This window comes from Gaiella occulta (genome assembly GCF_003351045.1).
Classification (GTDB): Bacteria; Actinomycetota; Thermoleophilia; order Gaiellales; family Gaiellaceae; genus Gaiella; species Gaiella occulta.
On record NZ_QQZY01000005.1, the window covers coordinates 207436 to 225628 of the forward strand.

General features: G+C 66.2%; 20 protein-coding genes and 1 pseudogene. 13 read left to right on the top strand and 8 right to left on the bottom strand.

The window, feature by feature from the left end; translation table 11 throughout:
* Window positions 1-93: 93 nt before the first annotated feature.
* From lipA to Gocc_RS11490, 7 genes are all read right to left on the bottom strand, one after another.
* Window positions 94-1014 carry a lipoyl synthase gene (gene lipA, locus Gocc_RS11460; protein ID WP_245904915.1) on the bottom strand — a complete coding sequence of 307 codons (921 nt, stop codon included), beginning with the start codon at window positions 1012-1014 and terminating at the stop codon, window positions 94-96.
* 33 nt (window positions 1015-1047) lie between these two features.
* Complete coding sequence (locus Gocc_RS11465) at window positions 1048-1464, bottom strand: PIN domain-containing protein (protein WP_114796692.1); 417 nt, start codon at window positions 1462-1464, stop codon at window positions 1048-1050.
* Window positions 1442-1678, bottom strand: coding sequence for a ribbon-helix-helix protein, CopG family (locus Gocc_RS11470; RefSeq protein ID WP_181813617.1), 237 nt, complete (start codon window positions 1676-1678; stop codon window positions 1442-1444). The genes Gocc_RS11465 and Gocc_RS11470 overlap by 23 nt, the downstream gene beginning before the upstream one ends.
* A gap of 72 nt (window positions 1679-1750) precedes the next feature.
* Window positions 1751-2482 (bottom strand): lipoyl(octanoyl) transferase LipB, encoded by a 732-nt coding sequence (gene lipB, locus Gocc_RS11475; protein WP_220150584.1) that lies wholly within the window; start codon window positions 2480-2482, stop codon window positions 1751-1753.
* Window positions 2464-3831: a dihydrolipoamide acetyltransferase family protein gene (locus tag Gocc_RS11480; RefSeq protein WP_220150585.1), complete on the bottom strand. Its 1368-nt coding sequence runs from the start codon at window positions 3829-3831 to the stop codon at window positions 2464-2466. The genes lipB and Gocc_RS11480 overlap by 19 nt, the downstream gene beginning before the upstream one ends.
* Before the next feature lie 11 nt (window positions 3832-3842).
* Window positions 3843-4817 (bottom strand): alpha-ketoacid dehydrogenase subunit beta, encoded by a 975-nt coding sequence (locus Gocc_RS11485; protein ID WP_114796694.1) that lies wholly within the window; start codon window positions 4815-4817, stop codon window positions 3843-3845.
* A gap of 7 nt (window positions 4818-4824) precedes the next feature.
* The gene (locus Gocc_RS11490) at window positions 4825-5868 is read right to left on the bottom strand and encodes a thiamine pyrophosphate-dependent dehydrogenase E1 component subunit alpha (protein WP_220150586.1); all 1044 of its coding nucleotides are present in this window, start codon (window positions 5866-5868) and stop codon (window positions 4825-4827) included.
* 117 nt (window positions 5869-5985) lie between these two features.
* Between Gocc_RS11490 and Gocc_RS11495 the strand changes: the two genes are divergently transcribed.
* Entirely contained in the window at window positions 5986-6261 is a 276-nt protein-coding gene (locus Gocc_RS11495; RefSeq protein WP_147281284.1) for a hypothetical protein, read from the top strand.
* An 83-nt stretch (window positions 6262-6344) separates the two neighbouring features.
* On the opposite strand, the gene Gocc_RS11500 is transcribed toward Gocc_RS11495, so the two are convergent.
* Window positions 6345-6707 (bottom strand): ASCH domain-containing protein, encoded by a 363-nt coding sequence (locus Gocc_RS11500; protein ID WP_114796696.1) that lies wholly within the window; start codon window positions 6705-6707, stop codon window positions 6345-6347.
* Window positions 6708-6919: 212 nt separating this feature from the next.
* On the opposite strand from Gocc_RS11500, the gene groES reads away from it, so the two are divergent.
* The 12 genes and pseudogenes from groES to Gocc_RS17130 all read left to right on the top strand — a co-directional run.
* Window positions 6920-7225 (top strand): co-chaperone GroES, encoded by a 306-nt coding sequence (gene groES, locus Gocc_RS11505; protein WP_114796697.1) that lies wholly within the window; start codon window positions 6920-6922, stop codon window positions 7223-7225.
* A gap of 25 nt (window positions 7226-7250) precedes the next feature.
* Complete coding sequence (groL, locus tag Gocc_RS11510) at window positions 7251-8885, top strand: chaperonin GroEL (protein WP_114796698.1); 1635 nt, start codon at window positions 7251-7253, stop codon at window positions 8883-8885.
* A 485-nt stretch (window positions 8886-9370) separates the two neighbouring features.
* Window positions 9371-10414: a sugar ABC transporter substrate-binding protein gene (locus Gocc_RS11515; protein ID WP_114796699.1), complete on the top strand. Its 1044-nt coding sequence runs from the start codon at window positions 9371-9373 to the stop codon at window positions 10412-10414.
* A gap of 102 nt (window positions 10415-10516) precedes the next feature.
* Window positions 10517-11980 carry a sugar ABC transporter ATP-binding protein gene (locus tag Gocc_RS11520; protein ID WP_220150587.1) on the top strand — a complete coding sequence of 488 codons (1464 nt, stop codon included), beginning with the start codon at window positions 10517-10519 and terminating at the stop codon, window positions 11978-11980.
* On the top strand, window positions 11977-13056 hold the full coding sequence (locus tag Gocc_RS11525) for an ABC transporter permease (RefSeq protein WP_147281285.1): 1080 nt from the start codon (window positions 11977-11979) through the stop codon (window positions 13054-13056). The genes Gocc_RS11520 and Gocc_RS11525 overlap by 4 nt, the downstream gene beginning before the upstream one ends.
* A gap of 108 nt (window positions 13057-13164) precedes the next feature.
* On the top strand, window positions 13165-14055 hold the full coding sequence (locus Gocc_RS11530; RefSeq protein ID WP_114796702.1) for a carbon-nitrogen hydrolase family protein: 891 nt from the start codon (window positions 13165-13167) through the stop codon (window positions 14053-14055).
* Window positions 14056-14118: 63 nt separating this feature from the next.
* Window positions 14119-15039 (top strand): polysaccharide deacetylase family protein, encoded by a 921-nt coding sequence (locus tag Gocc_RS11535; RefSeq protein WP_114796703.1) that lies wholly within the window; start codon window positions 14119-14121, stop codon window positions 15037-15039.
* A gap of 66 nt (window positions 15040-15105) precedes the next feature.
* Complete coding sequence (locus tag Gocc_RS11540) at window positions 15106-16755, top strand: GAF domain-containing sensor histidine kinase (RefSeq protein WP_181813618.1); 1650 nt, start codon at window positions 15106-15108, stop codon at window positions 16753-16755.
* Window positions 16752-17384, top strand: a complete 633-nt coding sequence (locus Gocc_RS11545) for a response regulator (protein WP_114796705.1) — start codon at window positions 16752-16754, stop codon at window positions 17382-17384. The genes Gocc_RS11540 and Gocc_RS11545 overlap by 4 nt, the downstream gene beginning before the upstream one ends.
* 105 nt (window positions 17385-17489) lie before the next feature.
* Window positions 17490-17705: a hypothetical protein gene (locus tag Gocc_RS11550; protein WP_114796706.1), complete on the top strand. Its 216-nt coding sequence runs from the start codon at window positions 17490-17492 to the stop codon at window positions 17703-17705.
* Window positions 17706-17747: 42 nt separating this feature from the next.
* Window positions 17748-18023, top strand: a complete 276-nt coding sequence (locus Gocc_RS16270; protein ID WP_181813620.1) for a carboxymuconolactone decarboxylase family protein — start codon at window positions 17748-17750, stop codon at window positions 18021-18023.
* A 28-nt stretch (window positions 18024-18051) separates the two neighbouring features.
* A pseudogene (locus Gocc_RS17130) lies at window positions 18052-18193 on the top strand (hypothetical protein); the annotation flags it as partial.

The window sequence follows — 18193 nt, forward strand, 5'->3', positions numbered from 1 at the left end:
TTCCGGTGGAATGGTGCGAGACGCCGCACTAGCCGGGCACTCTCCAACGACCGGAGTGGAGGGGCAGCCGTCCCCTCGGCCCCTCCACTCCGGTCAGTACGCGACGGCGCCGCGACCGGTGTCGGCGGCGTGCTTCTGCTCGTCCGCGCGATAGCTCGAGCGCACGAGCGGGCCTGCGAACACCGAGCCGAAGCCGAGGGCCTCGCCCTGCTCGCGCAGCCAGCGGAACTCGTCGGGGTGCACCCAGCGGTCGATCTCGGCGTGCTTCGAGGACGGCTGCAGGTACTGGCCGATCGTGACGACGTCGACGCCGTGCGCGCGCAGGTCGCGCATCGTCTCGACGACCTCGTCGTTCGTCTCGCCGAGCCCGACGATGATGCCGGACTTCGTCAGCACGGGATAGTCGGCGATCTCCTTCGCGCGTTGCAGCAGCCACAGCGCCCCCTCGTAGGAGGCCTTCGACCCGCGCATGCGCCGGTGCAGGCGCCGCACCGTCTCGATGTTGTGGTTGAACACCTCGGGGCGCGCGCCGATCACGGTCGCGAGCGCCTGCTCCTCGACGCCGAGGAAGTCGGGCGTCAGGACCTCGACCGAGCAGGCCGGCAGCTTCGCCTTCAGGGCGCGGATCGTGGCCGCGAAGTGGCCGGCGCCCCGGTCGGGCACGTCGTCGCGGTCGACCGACGTGACGACGACGTGGTGGAGGCCCATCTGCGCCGCGGCCTGCGCGAGCCGCAGCGGCTCGAGCGGGTCGGGCTCCCGCTCCGGCTTGCCGGAGTGGACGTAGCAGTAGCGGCAGGCGCGCGTGCACGTGTCGCCCAGGATCTGGAACGTCGCCGTCCCCTTCCCCCAGCACTCCGCGATGTTCGGGCAGCGCGCCTCCTCGCACACCGTGTTGAGGCTCGCCCCGTGGATGAGCTTCTTGACGTCGAAGTAGCGGCCGTCGGCGCTCGGCGCGCGCACCTTCATCCACTCGGGGCGGCGGGGGCGCTCGGCGACGGGGAGCGAGGTCTCCACGGCGTCAGTGTACGGCCACGGCGAGAGGGCCCGTCACGGGACGAGCGCGAACGAGTCGATGTGGATTGGGCGCACAACGGAGAAGTGCCGGCGGTCGAGCGTCGCGATCGTGTCCTGTTCCAGGCGCTCCGCGATTGCGATCACAGAGGCGTCGACGAGGTCGAGTGGGAGTTCCGAATACTGGATCATGAGATAGAGCGCTCGCTCGTAGTCCTCGCGGTCCAGGTTGACCACGAGCACCGATCCGTCGAGGATGCTTCTGAGAAGGAGCGCCGACGCCCCGCGCGCCCCTCGCGTGCGTGCAAGCCAGTCGAGCTCGACGGCCACGGAGGCGGGCATCGCGACGGTGACACCCGACGCGAGGAGCTGTGCACAAGCATCATGAGCAGCGTCGTCCCGGTCGAGCGCGGCGTACACGACGCCCGTATCAGCGACAAGCGTGCTTCTCACGGATGTACTCGGCGATCAGCTCGTCCACACGCGCCGACGTATCACTGTGTCCCGATGCGAAGGCCCCGATGAAGCTGGGGACGCGCCGTCGGCCTCTTGCCCGCCACTCGAGCCCCTGACGAATCACCTCGCCGAGGGAGATGCCTTCGTCCTTCGCGATCTCGCGCAGCTCGTCCAGCAAGGCCTCGTCGGCCATGATCGTCGTGCGGCTCATGCGCGCCATTATGGCACTCATTATGTCACAACTTCGAGTCGACTCTGTGCCGACTGCGCGCCGCGCTCGAATTCAGCGGGCGGCGAGCTTCTCGTGCACCGGCTGCGACCAGAGCCCGGCGCCGTCATCGGCCGGCAGCGTCTCGAACGTCAACCCGAACACCTCCCCCAGCGTCCCGACCGCCGCCGGCTTGACCTCGGCGACCGACACGGTGCGCCCGAGCTCGCGGCTCATGGTCGTGAACTGCGCATCCTCGAGGCCGCAGGCCGTGATCCACTCCGTGAAGGGCGCCGGGTCGAGGTCGACGTTGAGCGCGTAGCCGTGGGTCGTCACCCAGCGCGAGACGTGCACGCCGATCGACGCGATCTTTCGCGGCGGCTTCGTCATCCAGACACCCGTCAGGCCTTCGATCCTCTCACCCTCCAGTGAGAACGCCGCGAGCGTCTTCAACAGCGCCTCCTCGAGGTCGCGCACGTACTTCTTCACGTCCTTGCCGTGCCGGTTGAGATCGAGGATCGGGTAGCAGACGAGCTGGCCCGGCGCGTGGTAGGTCGACTTCCCCCCGCGATCCGTCTCGACGACGTCGACCGGCGTGCCGTCGGGAATGTGGAGCTCTGTCGCCTCGTCGGTGCGACGACCCGCCGTCACGACGGGCGGGTGCTCGAGCAGGATCACGGTGTCCGGGATCGCCCGCTGCGAGACGGCGGCCGCGAGCGAGCGCTGCAAGTCGAGGGCCTCGGCGTACGGGACGAGGCCCGCGTCGAGCAGGTAGGCGCCGGTCACCGTCAGGCCGGCTCGTCCCACTCTTCGAGCCGCGTGCGCAGGTCGCGCAGGAATGCGCCGCTGTAGGCGCCGTCCACGAGGCGGTGGTCGTAGGTCAGCGTGATGTTCATGAGCGGACGGATCGCGATCACGTCCTGGCCGAGCTCGTCCTGCACGACCCACGGCCGCTTCACGAGCGCGTAGGTGCCGAGGATGCCGACCTGCGGCTGGCTGATGATCGGCGTGCCGTGGAACGTGCCGTAGCCGCCCGGGTTCGTGATCGTGAAGGTGCCCCCCTGGACGTCGTCGGGAAGCAGCTTCTTCGTGCGGGCCCGCTGTGCGATGTCGGCGATCGCGCGCGCCATGCCGAGCAGGTTCATGTCCTGTGCGTTCCTGATCACCGGCACGATCAGGCCCTTGCCCTCCTCGAGGGCGACCGCGATGCCGAGGTTGACGTAGGAGCGGGTGACGATCTTCTCGCCCCGGATCTCGGCGTTGATCCACGGGTAGTCCTTCAGCGTGTCGACCGTCGCCCGGGCGATGAAGGCCAGGTAGGTCGGGTTGACGCCGTAGGCGGACTGGTACTCCTTCTTCAGCCGCTCGCGCGCAGCCACGACCCTCGACATGTCGACCTCGATCGCGCTCGTCACGTGGGCGGAGGTGTCGAGCGAGCGTCGCATGTGCTCCATCACGCCGCGGCGCATCGCCGTCATCGGCTCCTCGACCTCGCCCTGCTGCAGCGGGACGGCGGGCGCAGCCGGGGTAGCCGCCGCGGGTGCTGCGGGCGCCGTCGCCGGAGCCGCAGGAGCGGCCGCGGCAGGAGCAGGTGCCACAGGCGTCACAGGTGCCGCCGCCGCGGCTGCCGCCCCCGACTCCACGTAGGCGAGGATGTCCCTCTTCGTGACGCGGCCGCCCGTGCCGGTGCCCGGCACGGCGCCGGGATCGATCCCATGCTCGGCGGCGATGCGCGCGACGACCGGGGAGACGAACGTGCGGCCGTTGCCGCCGCCTGCGGGCGCCTGTGCCGGAAGCGCAGCCGGCGCGGCCGCTGCTGCGGGAGCCGGGGCGGCCGCTGCGGGCTCTGCGGGCGCTGCGGGCGCTGCGGGCGCTGCGGCGGGCGCGTCCGCGGGAGCGGCACCACCCTCCGGCACGATCACGGCGAGCCGTGTGCCGACCTCGACCGTCTCGCCTTCGCCGACGAGGATCTCCGCGACGACGCCGGCCCCGGGGCTCGGCACCTCCGTGTCCACCTTGTCGGTCGAGATCTCGAGCAGCGGCTCGTCCTGGGCCACCGCCTCGCCCGGCTGCTTGAGCCACTTCGTGATCGTTCCCTCGGACACGGAGACGCCCATCTGGGGCATCACCACGTCGATCTGGGTTCCCGTTGCCACGCTGTCTCCTCCTAGTAGGCCGCGAGCGCCCTGAGGCCCGCGACCACGTCGTCGACCTGGGGTATGTACGCCTTCTCGAGTGGAGGCGAGAACGGAACAGGCGCGTCCGGCGCCGCGATGCGCCGCACCGGGCCGTCGAGATGCTCGAATGCCTCCTCGGCGATCGTCGCCGCGATCTCCGCGCCGAAGCCGCCCGTCTTCGTGTCCTCGTGCAGCACCAGGACCTTCGACGTGCGCCGCGCGCTGGCAAGCACCGCCTCGCGGTCCCACGGGATGAGCGTGCGCAGGTCGAGCACCTCGACCGAGACGCCGTCCGCTTCGAGCTTCTCCGCCGCGCTCTGCGCCGTGTAGACCATCGCGCCCCAGGTGACGACGGTGACGTCGTCGCCGGGCCGATGCACGCGCGCCTTGCCGAGCGGCGTCGCGTAGCGCTCGTCGGGAACCTCGCCCTTGATGCGGCGGTACAGGTGCTTGTGCTCGAAGAAGAGCACGGGATTCGGATCCTCGATCGCGCTCACGAGCAGCCCCTTCGCGTCCTCGGGGGTGGCCGGGCAGACGATCTTCAGCCCCGGGATGTGGGCGAACGTGCTCTCGGGATTCTGGGAGTGGAACGGCCCTCCCGAGAAGCCGCCGCCCGACGGCAGCCGCAGCACGATCGGGATCGGCGTGCCGGCGCGGTAGCGCTGCTTCGCGGCCACGGTGACGAGGTGATCCCACGCGCACGAGACGAAGTCGGCGAACTGCATCTCGGCCACCGGACGCAGGCCCATGAGGGCGCACCCGGTCGCGCCGGCGACGATCGCGGTCTCCGAGAGCGGCATGTCGATCACCCGCCAGGGGCCGAACTCCTCCTGGAAGCCGAGCGTCACCTTGAACGCGCCGCCGTACACGCCGACGTCCTCGCCGAGCACGAACACGCGCTGGTCGCGGCGCATCTCCTGCCGCAGTCCGTCGCTGATCGCCTGCAGATAGGTCTTCTCGGGCATCAGCGGCTCACTTGTGGTGGGGGGTCTCGAGCTCGTCCTGCTCGGCGAAGACGCCGTCGAGCAGCGTGGCGGGATCCGGGAGCGGCGACGCTTCCGCGCGCTCGATCGACTCGTGCAGGAGCCGCTTGACGCCGGCGGTGATCTCGTCCTCCTCGTCGTCGCTCATCGACGCGTTGTCGCGCAGCCAGGTGCGGTAGCGCTCGATCGGGTCACGCCGCGCCCACTCCTCGAACATCTCCCTCGGCACGTAGAACGCGTCGTCGTGGACGGCGTGGCCCTCCATGCGGAGCGTCAGCGACTCGATCAGCGTCGGTCCGCCGCCCTCGCGCGCCTTCTCGATCGCGCGCCTTGCCTCGCGGTAGACCGCGAGCACGTCGGTGCCGTCGACGACGACGCCGTCGAACCCGTAGGCCGCCGCGCGGTCGGCGAGGTGCTCGACCGCGTACTCGAGATACGTGGGCGTGGAGTACGCCCACTGGTTGTTGTCGATCACGAACACGACCGGCAGCCTGCGCACGCCGGCGAGGTTCATGCCCTCGTGGGCGTCGCCGCGTGCGGAGGCGCCTTCGCCGCACCAGGCGACCGCGACGCGTCGCTCCTCGCGGATCCGGAACGCCAGCCCCATCCCGACCGCCACGGGCAGCATCGCCGGCAGGTGGCTGACCATCGCGTGCAGGCCGAGATTCGCGTCGCCGAGGTGGACGTTGCCGTCGCGGCCGTGCGTCGGACCGTCGACCCGTCCCATGTACTGGGCGAAGATCCGCCACGGCTCGACGCCGCGCGTGATGTGGACGCCCATGTCGCGCTGCAGCGGGCAGCCCACGTCGTCGGCGCCCATCGCGGTGGCGACGCCGACCGCCGACGCCTCGTTGCCGCGCCCCGTGTAGAAGGAGCCCGGGATCTTGCCCTGCTTGTAGAGGATGTGCCCGCGCTCTTCGACCCCGCGCGTGATCAGCATGTTGCGGTAGATGCCGAGGAGATCCTCGCGATCGAGGCCGGCATCCTTGACTTCCTGCAGCGAGCCGACGGGCTCCGCTTCCCTCACAGCCATGGCTCCCCTTCGGGCGTCGGTCGGTCGGCTGCACTCTACCGTGTCGGTCAGGCGGCCATGTCCCTCCGTCGGACGGTCTTCTCCGGTCGCGCCCGCGCGATCGTCTACGCTCGCCTCGTGGCGAAGCGCAACTGGATCCAGGAGGAGCGCCGCAAGACGCTCGGCGACTGGGCGGCGTTCTGCGTCGGCTGCGGCTTCACGCTGCGGTACTTCGTCGAGCTCGAGGACGAGATCCCGCTTGCGTGCCCGCAGTGCGCGGCCGAGATGCGCCGCCGCTGCCCCGCCTGCGACGCGCGCTTCCCCTCGGCGTTCCTCGTCGAGTGCGAGGAGTGCGGGGCGGAGGTGCGCCCGCCCGAGCTCTTCGGGGTGCCGATCCGCAAGGCCGGGCGCTAGCGCGCCTTGCCGGCCGGGAGGCTGCACGACGCTCGGCGCGCCCGGTGGCCGAAGGAAAGGAGGCCGGTGCGGGGACGACGGGGTTAGAACATGCTGCCGATGATCTGCGAGAAGCGGATCACGGTGACGGTGTCGTCCTCGGACACCGCGCGGTTGTAGAGCTGGCCGAGCCAGCGGGCGAGCTCGTCGGCGCGCCGGATCTCCGGATTGTCGTGCTCGATCTCGCGCGGCGACAGGTCGCCGAGCCGCTTCACGTCGACCTTGTCGATGACGGCGTCGAAGATCTTCTCGCGCTGCCCGTAGCGCGTTCCCACGAGCACCGTCACGATCATGCCCTTCTTGTACTTCGGCGACTTGTCGCCGAGGCGGATCGTCGCCGTCTTGCGGCCGGTGCGCAGCTGGTCGGCCACGACGGGCGAGTAGAAGTTGAGCGCGAACGTCGGCACGGGCGCCCGGAACTATAGAGCGTCGGGCCGGAGCTATAGAGCGTCGGGGAGGGGAGCGGCCGGCGCGGCGGGCGCCGAGATCTGAGCCACCAGGACTCATGTGTGCTGGTCTCGATGCGAGATGCTGTGCTATCGTCTCCGTTGGCACTCTCGATGTGTGAGTGCCAACGCGTTACGGCACATCAACCCATGTTTCACAGGGAGGCACGTGCATGAACCTGCAGCCCCTTGGTGACCGCCTCATCGTCGAGGTCCTCGAAGAGGAGGAGACGACCGTGAGCGGCATCGTGCTGCCTGACACCGCGAAGGAGAAGCCGCAGCGCGGCAAGGTCCTCGCGGTCGGCCCCGGCTCGCGCGACGAGGACGGGGAGTACATCAAGATGGACGTCGAGGAGGGTGACGAGGTCATCTTCTCCAAGTACGGCGGCACCGAGATCAAGGTGGGCGCCGACGAGGTCCTGATCCTGCGCGAGTCCGACGTCCTGGCCAAGGTCGTCGGCGACCGCGCGGCCGTCTAGAGAATCACAGGAGGAACGAAAACAGATGGCTCACAAGGAGCTCAAGTTCAACGAGGACGCGCGCCGCTCGCTCGAGCGTGGCGTGAACATCCTCGCCGACGCGGTCAAGGTGACGCTCGGACCGAAGGGCCGCTACGTCGTGCTGGACAAGAAGTTCGGCGCGCCGACGATCACGAACGACGGCGTCACGATCGCCCGTGAGATCGACGTCGAGGACCCGTTCGAGAATCAGGGCGCCCAGCTCGTCCGCGAGGTCGCCACGGCGACCAACGACGTTGCCGGCGACGGCACGACGACGGCGACGGTGCTCGCCCAGGCGATCGTCCGCGAGGGCCTGAAGAACGTGGCCGCGGGCGCGAACCCGATGGGTCTCAAGCGCGGCATCGAGAAGGCCGTGGCAGCGGTCGTCGACGACCTGAAGGCGCAGTCGACGGAGATCTCGGGCAAGGAGGACATCGCCCGGGTCGCCACCATCTCGTCGCGCGAGCGCGAGATCGGCGACGTCATCGCCGACGCGATCGAGAAGGTCGGCAAGGACGGCGTCGTGAACGTCGAGGAGGGCCAGACGTTCGGCCTCGACCTCGAGTTCACGGAGGGCATGCAGTTCGACAAGGGCTACCTGTCGCCCTACATGATCACCGACGCCGAGCGTATGGAGGCCGTGCTCGATGATCCGTACATCCTGATCGCGAACCAGAAGATCGGCGCGGTCAAGGATCTGCTCCCGATCCTGGAGCAGGTGATCCAGGCGGGCAAGCCGCTCGTGATCGTTGCGGAGGACCTCGAGGGTGAGGCGCTCGCGACGATCGTTGTCAACAAGCTGCGCGGTGTGTTCACGGCTGTCGCGGTCAAGGCGCCGGGCTTCGGCGATCGCCGCAAGCGCATGCTCGAGGACATCGCGATCCTCTCGGGCGGCGAGGTGATCACCGAGGAGATGGGCCTCAAGCTCGAGAACACGAAGCTCTCGCAGCTCGGCCGTGCCCGCAAGGTCGTCGTCGACAAGGACTCGACGACGATCATCGACGGTGCCGGTGACGCGGACGCGATCAAGGCCCGCATCAAGCAGCTCAAGGGCGAGATCGAGAACACCGACTCGGACTTCGACCGCGAGAAGCTGCAGGAGCGGCTGGCGAAGCTCGCCGGCGGCGTTGCGGTGGTCAAGGTCGGCGCTGCCACCGAGACGGAGATGAAGGAGAAGAAGCATCGCGTCGAGGATGCGTTGCAGGCGACGCGGGCTGCTCTGGAGGAGGGCATCGTGCCGGGCGGCGGTGTTGCGCTGCTGAACGCGGCGGACACGGTGCGGGATGCGCTCGGCAAGCTCGAGGGCGACGAGAAGACGGGCGCGAACATCATCCTGCGCTCGCTCGAGGAGCCGCTGCGCCAGCTCTCCTACAACGCGGGCCTCGAGGGCTCGGTCGTCGTCGACAAGGTGCGCTCGGCCAAGAAGGGCCAGGGCCTCAACGTCGACACGGGCGAGATCGAGGATCTCGTCAAGCAGGGCATCATCGATCCGACCATGGTGACGCGCTCGGCGCTGCAGAACGCCGCGTCGATCGCGAAGAACATCCTCACCACCGAGGCGATCGTCGTCGACGCCCCCGAGAAGAACAGCGGCGGCGGCGGCATGCCCGACATGGGCGGCATGGGCGGCATGATGTAAGCAGGCCCGCTGACGCGGCTCTGTTGAATGGAACCCGAGGGGGCCGGCGCGAGCCGGCCCCCTCGTCGTTGTGCCCCGCATCCCTTTGACTTTCGTCCGCGCGAATCGCCCGTGGATCCGAACTGGGAACCGGTTCAGAAAGTCGGCTAATGATCGTTAGCCGACTTTCTATAGCAAGGGGCAAAATACTTGTTTTCGATGCATCCTCCGCACTACGATCGTGCATCCTATGACGAGCATATCGCGCTACCAATATAGATGAACAGTTGTAGAGGGCAAGCAATATCGCTCGACAAATGTGTTGCGCGAAAATGTCGCTCGATAATTGTGCCGTTATACCGGTTGGGGGCGACGCTTGTCGATTCTCGACCGGAGCTCGTACGGGGACAGCCATTGACGGCGGTTCCGCCGAACATCGGTCGCCTTTGTGGAAAGCGTAGGTCGTTGCCGTCGCGGATGTCAACCAACAGGGTCAGGAGGAACGCATGATGGTGAAGCCAACGCGTTGGCGTGTCACGGCGCTTTCGGCGGCGCTGATCGCGGTCATTGCGATGAGCGCGGTTGCTGCGTCATATGCCGGCAACGCGGCCGGACCGAAGAAGGGGCTTCGGCTCGCATTCTTCTCCGTCGGTGGGAACAACACCTATCTCCTCGCGGGGATGAAGGGTGCCAAGGACGCCGCCGCCAAGTACGGCGCTTCAATCAAGGTCTACGACGGCAAGTTCGACGGCGGACTTCAGCTGAACCAGGTTATGGGCGCGATCGCTCAGAAGGCCTTCGACGGCATCGTGCTCGAACCGAACAACAGCCAGCAACTGTGCTCGGCCGTCAAGGCGGCTCTGAAAGCCAAGCTTGTGGTCGGCATCACGAATGTCCCCGCATGCACGGCTGCGTACGAGAAGCCGTACCCCGGAACGGCCATCTTCGTCGGCGGTCAGGGCCCAACGGCCTACAAGCAGTGGCTGACCGAGGGCTTCAAGTCCAGCTCCGCGGGCGGAAAGTTCGCGGTTCTCGTTGGACCGATCACGCAGGGGAACTCTGTCCGTACCAAGCAGGTGCTCGCTCAGGTCAATCCGAGGTACCCAGGTTGGAAGCAGGTTGCGTTCCAGCCGACGGAGTACCAGGCGAGCGTCGCGCTCGCGAAGACACAGAACATCCTTCAGTCGCATCCTGATCTGAAGCTCCTCTTCTCGAACTATGCCGGCCAGACGCCGGGAGCGATTTCGGCGATTAAGGCCGCGGGCAAGACCGGTCAGGTGAAGATCTACGACCTCGGCGGCGACAAGACGATGTTCAAAGCCGTTAGGGAGGGGTCGGTCGCGTCGACCGCGGTCTACCTCCCCTACGAGGAGCAGTATCGCGCCGTGGAGGCCGTTGTCGCTCAGCTCTCCAAACTCAAGAGCCTCAATGGCGTAACGGTCGGTCAGTTCTGGGATCTCACGAAGGATCCGAGGCTCAAGGGGCTCTCGCCGTTTGTGACGAAGGCCAATATCGCCAAGTACACCGCGATCGGTCTACCCGAGTACTAGGAAACGCTGACGTCGATGGTGGAAAGCGGCTCGTCCGTTCGCCGTCCGGCCGGTACCCCGCAGGACGGGGTGCCGGCTGGCTCGGCCATTCGCCTCACGGGCGTGTCCAAGGCATATCCCGGTGTCCAGGCACTCGTCGATGTCGACCTCGAGGTGGCGATCGGTGAGATTCATGCTCTTGTGGGCGAGAACGGCGCCGGTAAGTCGACCCTTCTGAAAATCCTGACCGGTGCGCACGAGGCTAGTTCCGGCGCGCTCACGATCTTCGGTGAACCGGTGGACTTCCACGGCCCGAACGAGGCCCGGCGGCTCGGTATCGCCGCCGTGTACCAAGAGCTGACGATCATCCCAGCCATGACGGCAGTCGCCAACGTGTTCCTGGGTCAGACGAAATCCCGAGGCGGGTTCCTTGCGGAGCGCCGGATGCGTGCCAGGTTCGCGGAGCTTTGCGAGGAGTTCGGCGTCATGATTCCTGCTACCGCGCAGGCGGGTCTCCTCTCCGTTGCCCAGCAGCAAGCGCTCGAGATAATGCGCGGACTCGAGTCGGATGCGAGGATCATCGTTCTCGACGAACCGACTGCGTCTCTCGCAGTACATGAGCGTGAGGCGCTCTATGAAGTCGTCGGCCGTCTCTCGTCCCGTGGTGTGGCCGTGATCTTCATCTCGCACGACCTTGACGAAGTGCTCAACGTTGCACACACCGTCACTGTCCTACGCGACGGCCGCAAGGTCGAGACGCGCTCGGCTCTACAGTGGACGAAGTCAGCGCTTGTCACCGCGATGCTCGGCAAGGCCGCGTCGACGCAGATATCCCGGACGCGCCAGGCAGGCGACGCGATCCTTCGGGCCACGGGCATTCGCGTTCCCGGTCACCTTGAGGAAGTCGACCTCACGGTTCGGGCCGGCGAGATCGTAGGCATCGCGGGGCTCGTGGGCTCCGGCAGGACCGAACTCCTTCGCGCGCTCGCGGGAATGGACTCCGCCTCGAGTGGGTCGCTCGAAGTCGATGGACGTCACGTGCGCTGGCCCCACACTCCCCGAGCGTCACTGCAGGTCGGGATCGCACTTGTTCCCGAGGACAGGAAGTCTCAAGGCCTCGTGCTGGGAATGCCCGTCTTCGACAACATCAACATGTCCTCGTTCGCCTCTGTCGCGCGCGGCGGCCTCCTCCGGCGCCAAAAGGAGCTTGAGGCCGCCGGAGAACGCGCCGAGCGCGTAGCCCTCGAGAGCGAGGTGCTCGCGCGACCAGTACGGACTCTCTCTGGCGGTAATCAGCAGAAGGCGCTGATCGCCCGTTGGATCGACCGAGGAGTGCGCGTTCTGCTCGTCGACGAGCCAACACGCGGTATCGATGTCGGTGCCAAGGTAGAGGTATTCACGCTACTCGACTGGCTCGCCGCTCAAGGCCTTGGGGTGGTCATGGTCTCGTCTGAGCTCGAGGAATTGGTCGGCCACAGCGATCGCGTGATGACGCTTGTCGGCGGACGCGTCGTAGCGGAGGCTCCGGCCGCAGGACTCGCCGTCTCGGACGTCCTGCGGGTCATCTTCGACGTGGAGGAAACGTGAACTCATTCCCGCGCCTGAGCGCGATGAACAGTTTGGCGGCAGACCTGCCGACGCTCTTCCTGCGCTACGGGATGGTCGTCGTGCTCGTGGGCATGGCCGTCGTCACAGCGGTGATCGACAAGAACTTCCTGACCCAGTCCAATCTGCTCAACCTGCTTCTGCAATGGGCCCCGCAAGGTCTGATGGCCATCGGAATGACGTACGTGATCATCTCCGGTGGCTTTGACCTCTCGATCGGCGGCACGTACGCGGCCGGCGGCGTCATCTTCGCGGCCCTAGCGCTAAACAACAACACGTGGGTCGCGCTGTTCCTGACACTCCTGGCAGGCGCCGGAATCGGGCTGCTGATCGGCGTCGTCATCACACGATTGCACGTCAACCCGTTCGTAGCGACCCTCGGAGCGGGGTTCATCATTAGAGGAATCGCCGAGGTTGGCTCCAACGCGACGCCGATCATCGTGGACAAGCCGGACTTCACCGATATCGGCCAGGGCAAGCTGGGCGTGGTTCCCGTCCCGGGGATCGTCCTCGTAGTCGGCTTGATCCTGGGCGGACTCGTGCTGGCCAAGACCGTCTACGGACGCTCGATCTATGCCGTCGGCGGAGGTGACGAGGCGAGCCGCCTCGCGGGTCTGCGCACGCGCGTGCTGCGCGGTAGTACGTACATGATCACCGGCGTGGGTGCGGCGCTTGCCGGCGCGATCATAGCCTCACGCCTCGGCTCGGCGCAGGCCGATGTCGGCGTTGGCATCGAGTTGGAAGTCATCACCATCGTCGTCATCGGTGGCACCGCCCTGGCGGGCGGCGAGGGCGCGATCTGGCGTACCGCCGTCGGCATCGCCATCCTCGCGATTCTCGGCAACTCCTTCGACCACCTCCAAGTGAACACCTTTTACCAGCAGATCATCGAGGGCGCGATCATCATCTTCGCGATCGCGGTCGACTCGTACGGCAGGCGTCGCTCGGAGTACGAATCGCGGCGTGCGTCTTGGAAGTCGGGACGAAGGGCGCCACCCACCGGCGAAGGCTCGAGCCTTGCCTCTCCACCTCTTCCCGAAGCCACGCGTTCGGCCTAGGGAGGTGCTCTCGAATCCAGCCGATCAGGGTGCCTTCCCCGTCGAAGTACCGGAAGAAGCACGACATGTCACGTACCGCCTCAACCGAAACACCGGAAGGAGCACGACATGGCACGTACCGTCTCGATTGCCGCCTGTAACTTTGCCGTTCGTCCTGTAGCGAGCTTCGACGAGTTCGCCGACCACGTGCGTGGTCTGCTCGACGGAGCCCAGGGAGCTGATCTCGTCCTGTTCCCCGAGCTCTTCACGGTAGAGCTCTTCACGACGTTCGCCGACTGGCAGAACACCCCCGCCACGGAACTGACCCTCATCGATAAGTACACGGGCGACTACAAGAGTCTCTTCGAGAGCGAGGCGAAAGAGCGGTCACAGTTCATCGTTGCTGGTTCGCATCTCATGGAGGTCGACGGGCGCTATCTCAACATCGGCCACGTCTATGGCCCCGAGGGTCTCGTGTTCGAGCACGTCAAGACGCACATCTTCCCGGCCGAGTCGAACTGGCACACCGAGGAGGGCGAGTCGGTTGATGCGTTCGACCTTCCGTTTGCGAGGGTCGGGCTCAACATCTGTTATGAGGCAGAAATCCCGGAGTGCTCGACCACACTTGTCGAGCAGGGAGCGGAGATCATCCTGTGCCCGTCCTATACGTTCACCGAGTACGGGTTCTGGCGTGTGCGCCACTGCGCGCAGGCACGCGCGATCGAGAACCAGGTCTACTTCGTCCACTGCTGCACCGGCGGCCAGCCTGGGGGCACCCTGCCGAACGGTTGGGCACAGAGTTCGATTCTGTCGCCGTGTGACGTTCCCTGGACGCCGAGCGGCATTGTCGCTCAGGCAGATGCGAACAAAGAGATGGTTGTTCGTGGCGAGGTCGACCTGGACAAACTCTACGAGAACCGCGAGAACGGCGCCGCACCGACCTTTCGTGACCGCCGTCGGCGCCGTGACCTTTATGTCTCGTGGCCATCACACCTCGAGGGGGCGCAGGCCACACGCTAGCGATATCACGAGTTTCAACCGTTCTGAATCAACGATTGTTATTTCCAATGAGGAGGGTTCAAGATGGGTCACCTACAGCTCCCACCTGGTAAGCGAATCGCGGTGAACCTCGGTGTGGACTTCGATGCCCAGAGCCTCTGGCTCGGAGCGTTCAACAATCCATCTCCGGCGATGATGGCGCGTGGCGAATTCGGTGCGGTGGTCGGAGTGCCTCGTCTGCTGGAGGCATTCAAGCGCGCCGGCATTCGAACGACCTGGTTCACACCCGGGCACACCGTCGACACGTTCACGGACGCCTGCAAGGCCATTCAAGCCGAGGGACACGAATTCGGGCATCATGGCTACTACCACGAGAACCCGACGAAGATCGAGCGCGACACCGAGAAGCGACTCATCGAACTCGCCTTCGCGAGCTACGACAAGCGGCTCGGCATCAAGCCGGTCGGATACCGCTCGCCCTACTGGGACTACAGCGAGAACACGCTCGACTTGGTCGAGGAGTTCGGTTTCATCTACGACAGCTCCTTGATGGGCCGCGACCTCGTGCCCTATCGACCGCGTAGATGGCAGGTCAACTGGGAGAAGGCGAACGTTCCCGGCAAGATGGCCAACGTCCTCGAAATCCCGGTCAACTGGTACCTCGATGACTTCCCGCCCCTCGCGTACGTGGGAGGTATCCAGCCGGGCCAGCAGGACACCGATACGATCTATCGCAGGTGGCGTGACATCTTCGACTATGCGTACGAGCGTGTGGAGAATGGCGTGTACGCCACGGCCGTTCACCCGCAAATCATCGGTCAGGCCCATCACATGTTGTTCTTCGAGAAGTTGATCGCGCACATCTCGAGCAAGGACGGCGTCTGGTTCGCCACCTGCGAGGAGATCGCCAAAGCATGGGTGGACGACGACGCAGACCGTGCCGGGCTTGCCGAACCGGATGTCCGCGGAGTCGAGCCGGCGCCTGTCGACTCCGGCTGGCACTAGGGTTGTCGAGTAATGGTCGGCCGGGCCTCGAGGCTCGGCCGACCAGCTCATCTGCGGAGGAATTCCATGGAAACGAAGGCTGTGAGAGGCCTGGGCCACGTCGACGGAGGTCGATCGCGCACCGTGCGTAGGAGCCTGACGCCCCTGGTCGATGATGTGCGCGCACAGCTCGGGCTCGATGTTGCGCTCGTCCTCTACCAGAGCCCATTGTCGGCCGGCGCGTACGTGCTCGCCGCGAGCGCAGACGACGACACGCGCCTTCCATTGCCGAACGAGCCGTTGCGAGTGCAGGGTGCGCTCGCATCACGCCAGACGAGGTCGCGCTTCGACGTCACCCTGGAGTCGGCGATCCGCAACTACACGCTTCACCTCTCAGCGGCCCTGATTCTGCCCTGGGACCAGGACGCCGGGCGCGGTTGGCTGATCGCGGGGATGCACGCATCCAGACAGGAAGGCAAGGCGCTCGATCAGGAGCTCCTCTCACGCTTCTCGTCGCAGATTAGCCGCGCGCACCGCCTTGCAGGCCTCGAGGGCGCGACCCGACTGCGGCAGGACGTCCAGAGGGCCTTGCGGACGATGTCCGTGGCACAGCTTGATTCGCCGACCGTGCCTGAGGCCCTCCAGACGATCGTCACTGTGGCCCGCACGCTCCTTGGGACGGCGTCCTCGTACGTCTCGATGCCAGGCGCAGACGGCAGCGACGCAGACGGCAGCGACTTCGTCTTCACCAACTTCGTGAACATCCGAACGAGTCCCTTCCGTCGCCTGCGAATGGGTCCTGGTGCCGGCCTCGGTGGCCTCGCCCGAGAGACGCTGCGCGCTGTTCGGAGCCTGAACTATGCTGAGGACCCGCGGCTGCGCCAGGCCCCGGTTGAGGAGACTCTGGGAGAGGGGCTCCATTCGGCCATGTGCGCGCCACTCGTCGCTGCCGACGGGAGCCTGCTCGGGCTCCTCTACGTGGCTAATCGGGAAATCACGCCGTTCACGGAGAGCGATGCGTCGCTGCTGGATGAATTTGCCGAGTTCGCATCACTCTCGCTCCGGCAGGCCGAAGCCGAGCAGCACCGGATGGCGGTAGTGCGGCGGCTTGAGCAGGAGCGTCTCGCGTTCGAGCTCCACGACTCCCTTGTCCGTGACCTCATGGAGATAGGGTTCATCGCCGAGGCCGGCCTCGCGGTGGCGACCGACTCGCCGGTGCGAAACCAATTGGAGGCGATCGGTCGTACCGCGGAGCTTTGCCTCGAGAAGGTCCGCGAGGAGATCACGCGGATGGCGAATGACGGTGGGCTCGCCGAGAGCTCCTCGGTCGGCGAAGTCATCGAGCAGCTGCGGTACGGGCACGGCCTGAGAGACATCGAGCGGTCGTTCGTCGTGACCGGTGCTGTTCGGTCGGCACTACCTGCAGCCGTCGCGAGCGCCCTTGTGAGCATCGGCCAAGAGGCCATCGCGAACTCGGAGCGGCATTCCAATGCGTCGCAGGTCGAGGTCGCGCTCGAAGTCAGCGACGACGCGGCAACGATCCGCATCTCCGACAACGGCTACGGCATAAGCAGCGACGTGCTCGAAGCAAGCATGAGTCAGGACTCGAGGCACTTCGGCCTACGCCAGATGCGGAGCATCGCACGGCGGATGGGAGGGTCTTTCGTGATCGTTCGCTACGACGGGGGCCTCTCGATTCAGGCCCGCCTTCCCCTCAGCCACCGAGAGCCCGAATGATCACTATTGGCGTGGTCGACGACCATATGATCGTGCAGGACGGCATCAACGCGATGACGCAACGCACCAGCGACATCGTCTACTGGGGCGGCGCGTCTTCGAGTGTCGAGCTGCTCCGGCTGCTCGAAACGGGAGCACCAAACATCCTGCTTCTCGACCTGCGGATCGCGAGCGAGAACGGCTTCGACCTCTGCAGGATCGTGCGCCACCGCTGCCCGGACGTTCGTGTGGTCGTGTTCACTGCCCACGGCAGCGTCGGTCTGCTTCGTGAAAGCGTCGAAGCCGGAGCCGTTGGCTACATCCTCAAGGATGCTTCGACGCGGCGACTACCCGACGTTGTTCGCCATGTCTACGAGCATGGTTCCTACTTCGATCCGAGGCTCTCCGAAGACCTCGTGATGGCGAGCGCGTCTCAAGGCCGCACCCGCTCCGGGCCGGACCTGAGCGAGCGCGAGATGATCGTCCTGCGCATGATCGCCCAGGGTCGCACGAACGCCGAGATCGCGGAGACGCTTCATTTCAGCTACCACACGATCAAGCTCTGTGTCAGCGGGCTACTCTCGAAATTTGGCGTCAAACGGCGGACGGAGCTCGTTCGAATCGTGGCCGAGCGAGGGTTGGACGCCTGAGGCGTGCGCACGTGCTCGTGGCTCTCTCCGGATACCGATTCGCTGAAGCGCCCAAACGCTTATGAAAGGGAGGTCATCATGCCGAGGATTCCCGAGATTGACGAGGTGAACGCCACGCCTGAGCAACACGCGCTTCTCGAGGGCGACGTGGCCAACTACAGCTCCGTGCTCAACACGACGCGGATCTGGGCCCACGTGCCGTCGCTCCTGCCGCCGATCCAAGCCCTCCACGGGGCGCTGGCGGCCGCGGGCCACGTCGAGCCGGCGCTCGTCTCGCTCGCCCGGCTGCGCACCGCGCAGATCAACGGCTGCCCGTTCTGAATTGACCTGAATGCAGCCGGGCTGCTGCATACGGGCGCGGATTTGGCGAAACTCGGCGAGGTGCCGGATTGGCGGCAGAGTTCTCGCTTCAGCGGGCTTGAACAGGACGTCCTCGAGTATGCGGAGGCGATGACCCGCAGCGACCGCGACGTCGATGACGACATCTTCGCGCGGATTCGCCGACACTTCGAGGACGCGGGACTCGTTGAGCTTACGGGGTGGATCTGCCTCGAGAATCTGTACAGCAAGTTCAACCGGTCGTTCCGGATCGAGGCGATGGGCTTTTGCGTCGTCCACCGCCCGGACAACGAACGCTGAGGAGGGCGCCGGAGAGCTCGTTGAACTTGAACTTGACCCAGTGCTGGAGCAGGTGATCCAGGCGGGCAAGCCGCTCGTGATCGTTGCGGAGGACCTCGAGGGTGAGGCGCTCGCGACGATCGTTGTCAACAAGCTGCGCGGTGTGTTCACGGCTGTCGCGGTCAAGGCGC

Bases quoted from the DNA above. Each gene is read 5' to 3' on its own strand.
- Gocc_RS11535 (WP_114796703.1), top strand. From the start codon at position 14,119: ATGGGTCACCTACAGCTCCCACCTGGTAAGCGAATCGCGGTGAACCTC.
- Gocc_RS11515 (WP_114796699.1), top strand. From the start codon at position 9,371: ATGATGGTGAAGCCAACGCGTTGGCGTGTCACGGCGCTTTCGGCGGCG.
- Gocc_RS11490 (WP_220150586.1), bottom strand. From the start codon at position 5,868: ATGGCTGTGAGGGAAGCGGAGCCCGTCGGCTCGCTGCAGGAAGTCAAG.
- groL (WP_114796698.1), top strand. From the start codon at position 7,251: ATGGCTCACAAGGAGCTCAAGTTCAACGAGGACGCGCGCCGCTCGCTC.
- Gocc_RS11540 (WP_181813618.1), top strand. From the start codon at position 15,106: ATGGAAACGAAGGCTGTGAGAGGCCTGGGCCACGTCGACGGAGGTCGA.
- Gocc_RS11530 (WP_114796702.1), top strand. From the start codon at position 13,165: ATGGCACGTACCGTCTCGATTGCCGCCTGTAACTTTGCCGTTCGTCCT.
- groES (WP_114796697.1), top strand. From the start codon at position 6,920: ATGAACCTGCAGCCCCTTGGTGACCGCCTCATCGTCGAGGTCCTCGAA.
- Gocc_RS11545 (WP_114796705.1), top strand. From the start codon at position 16,752: ATGATCACTATTGGCGTGGTCGACGACCATATGATCGTGCAGGACGGC.
- Gocc_RS11485 (WP_114796694.1), bottom strand. From the start codon at position 4,817: ATGCCCGAGAAGACCTATCTGCAGGCGATCAGCGACGGACTGCGGCAG.
- Gocc_RS11470 (WP_181813617.1), bottom strand. From the start codon at position 1,678: ATGAGCCGCACGACGATCATGGCCGACGAGGCCTTGCTGGACGAGCTG.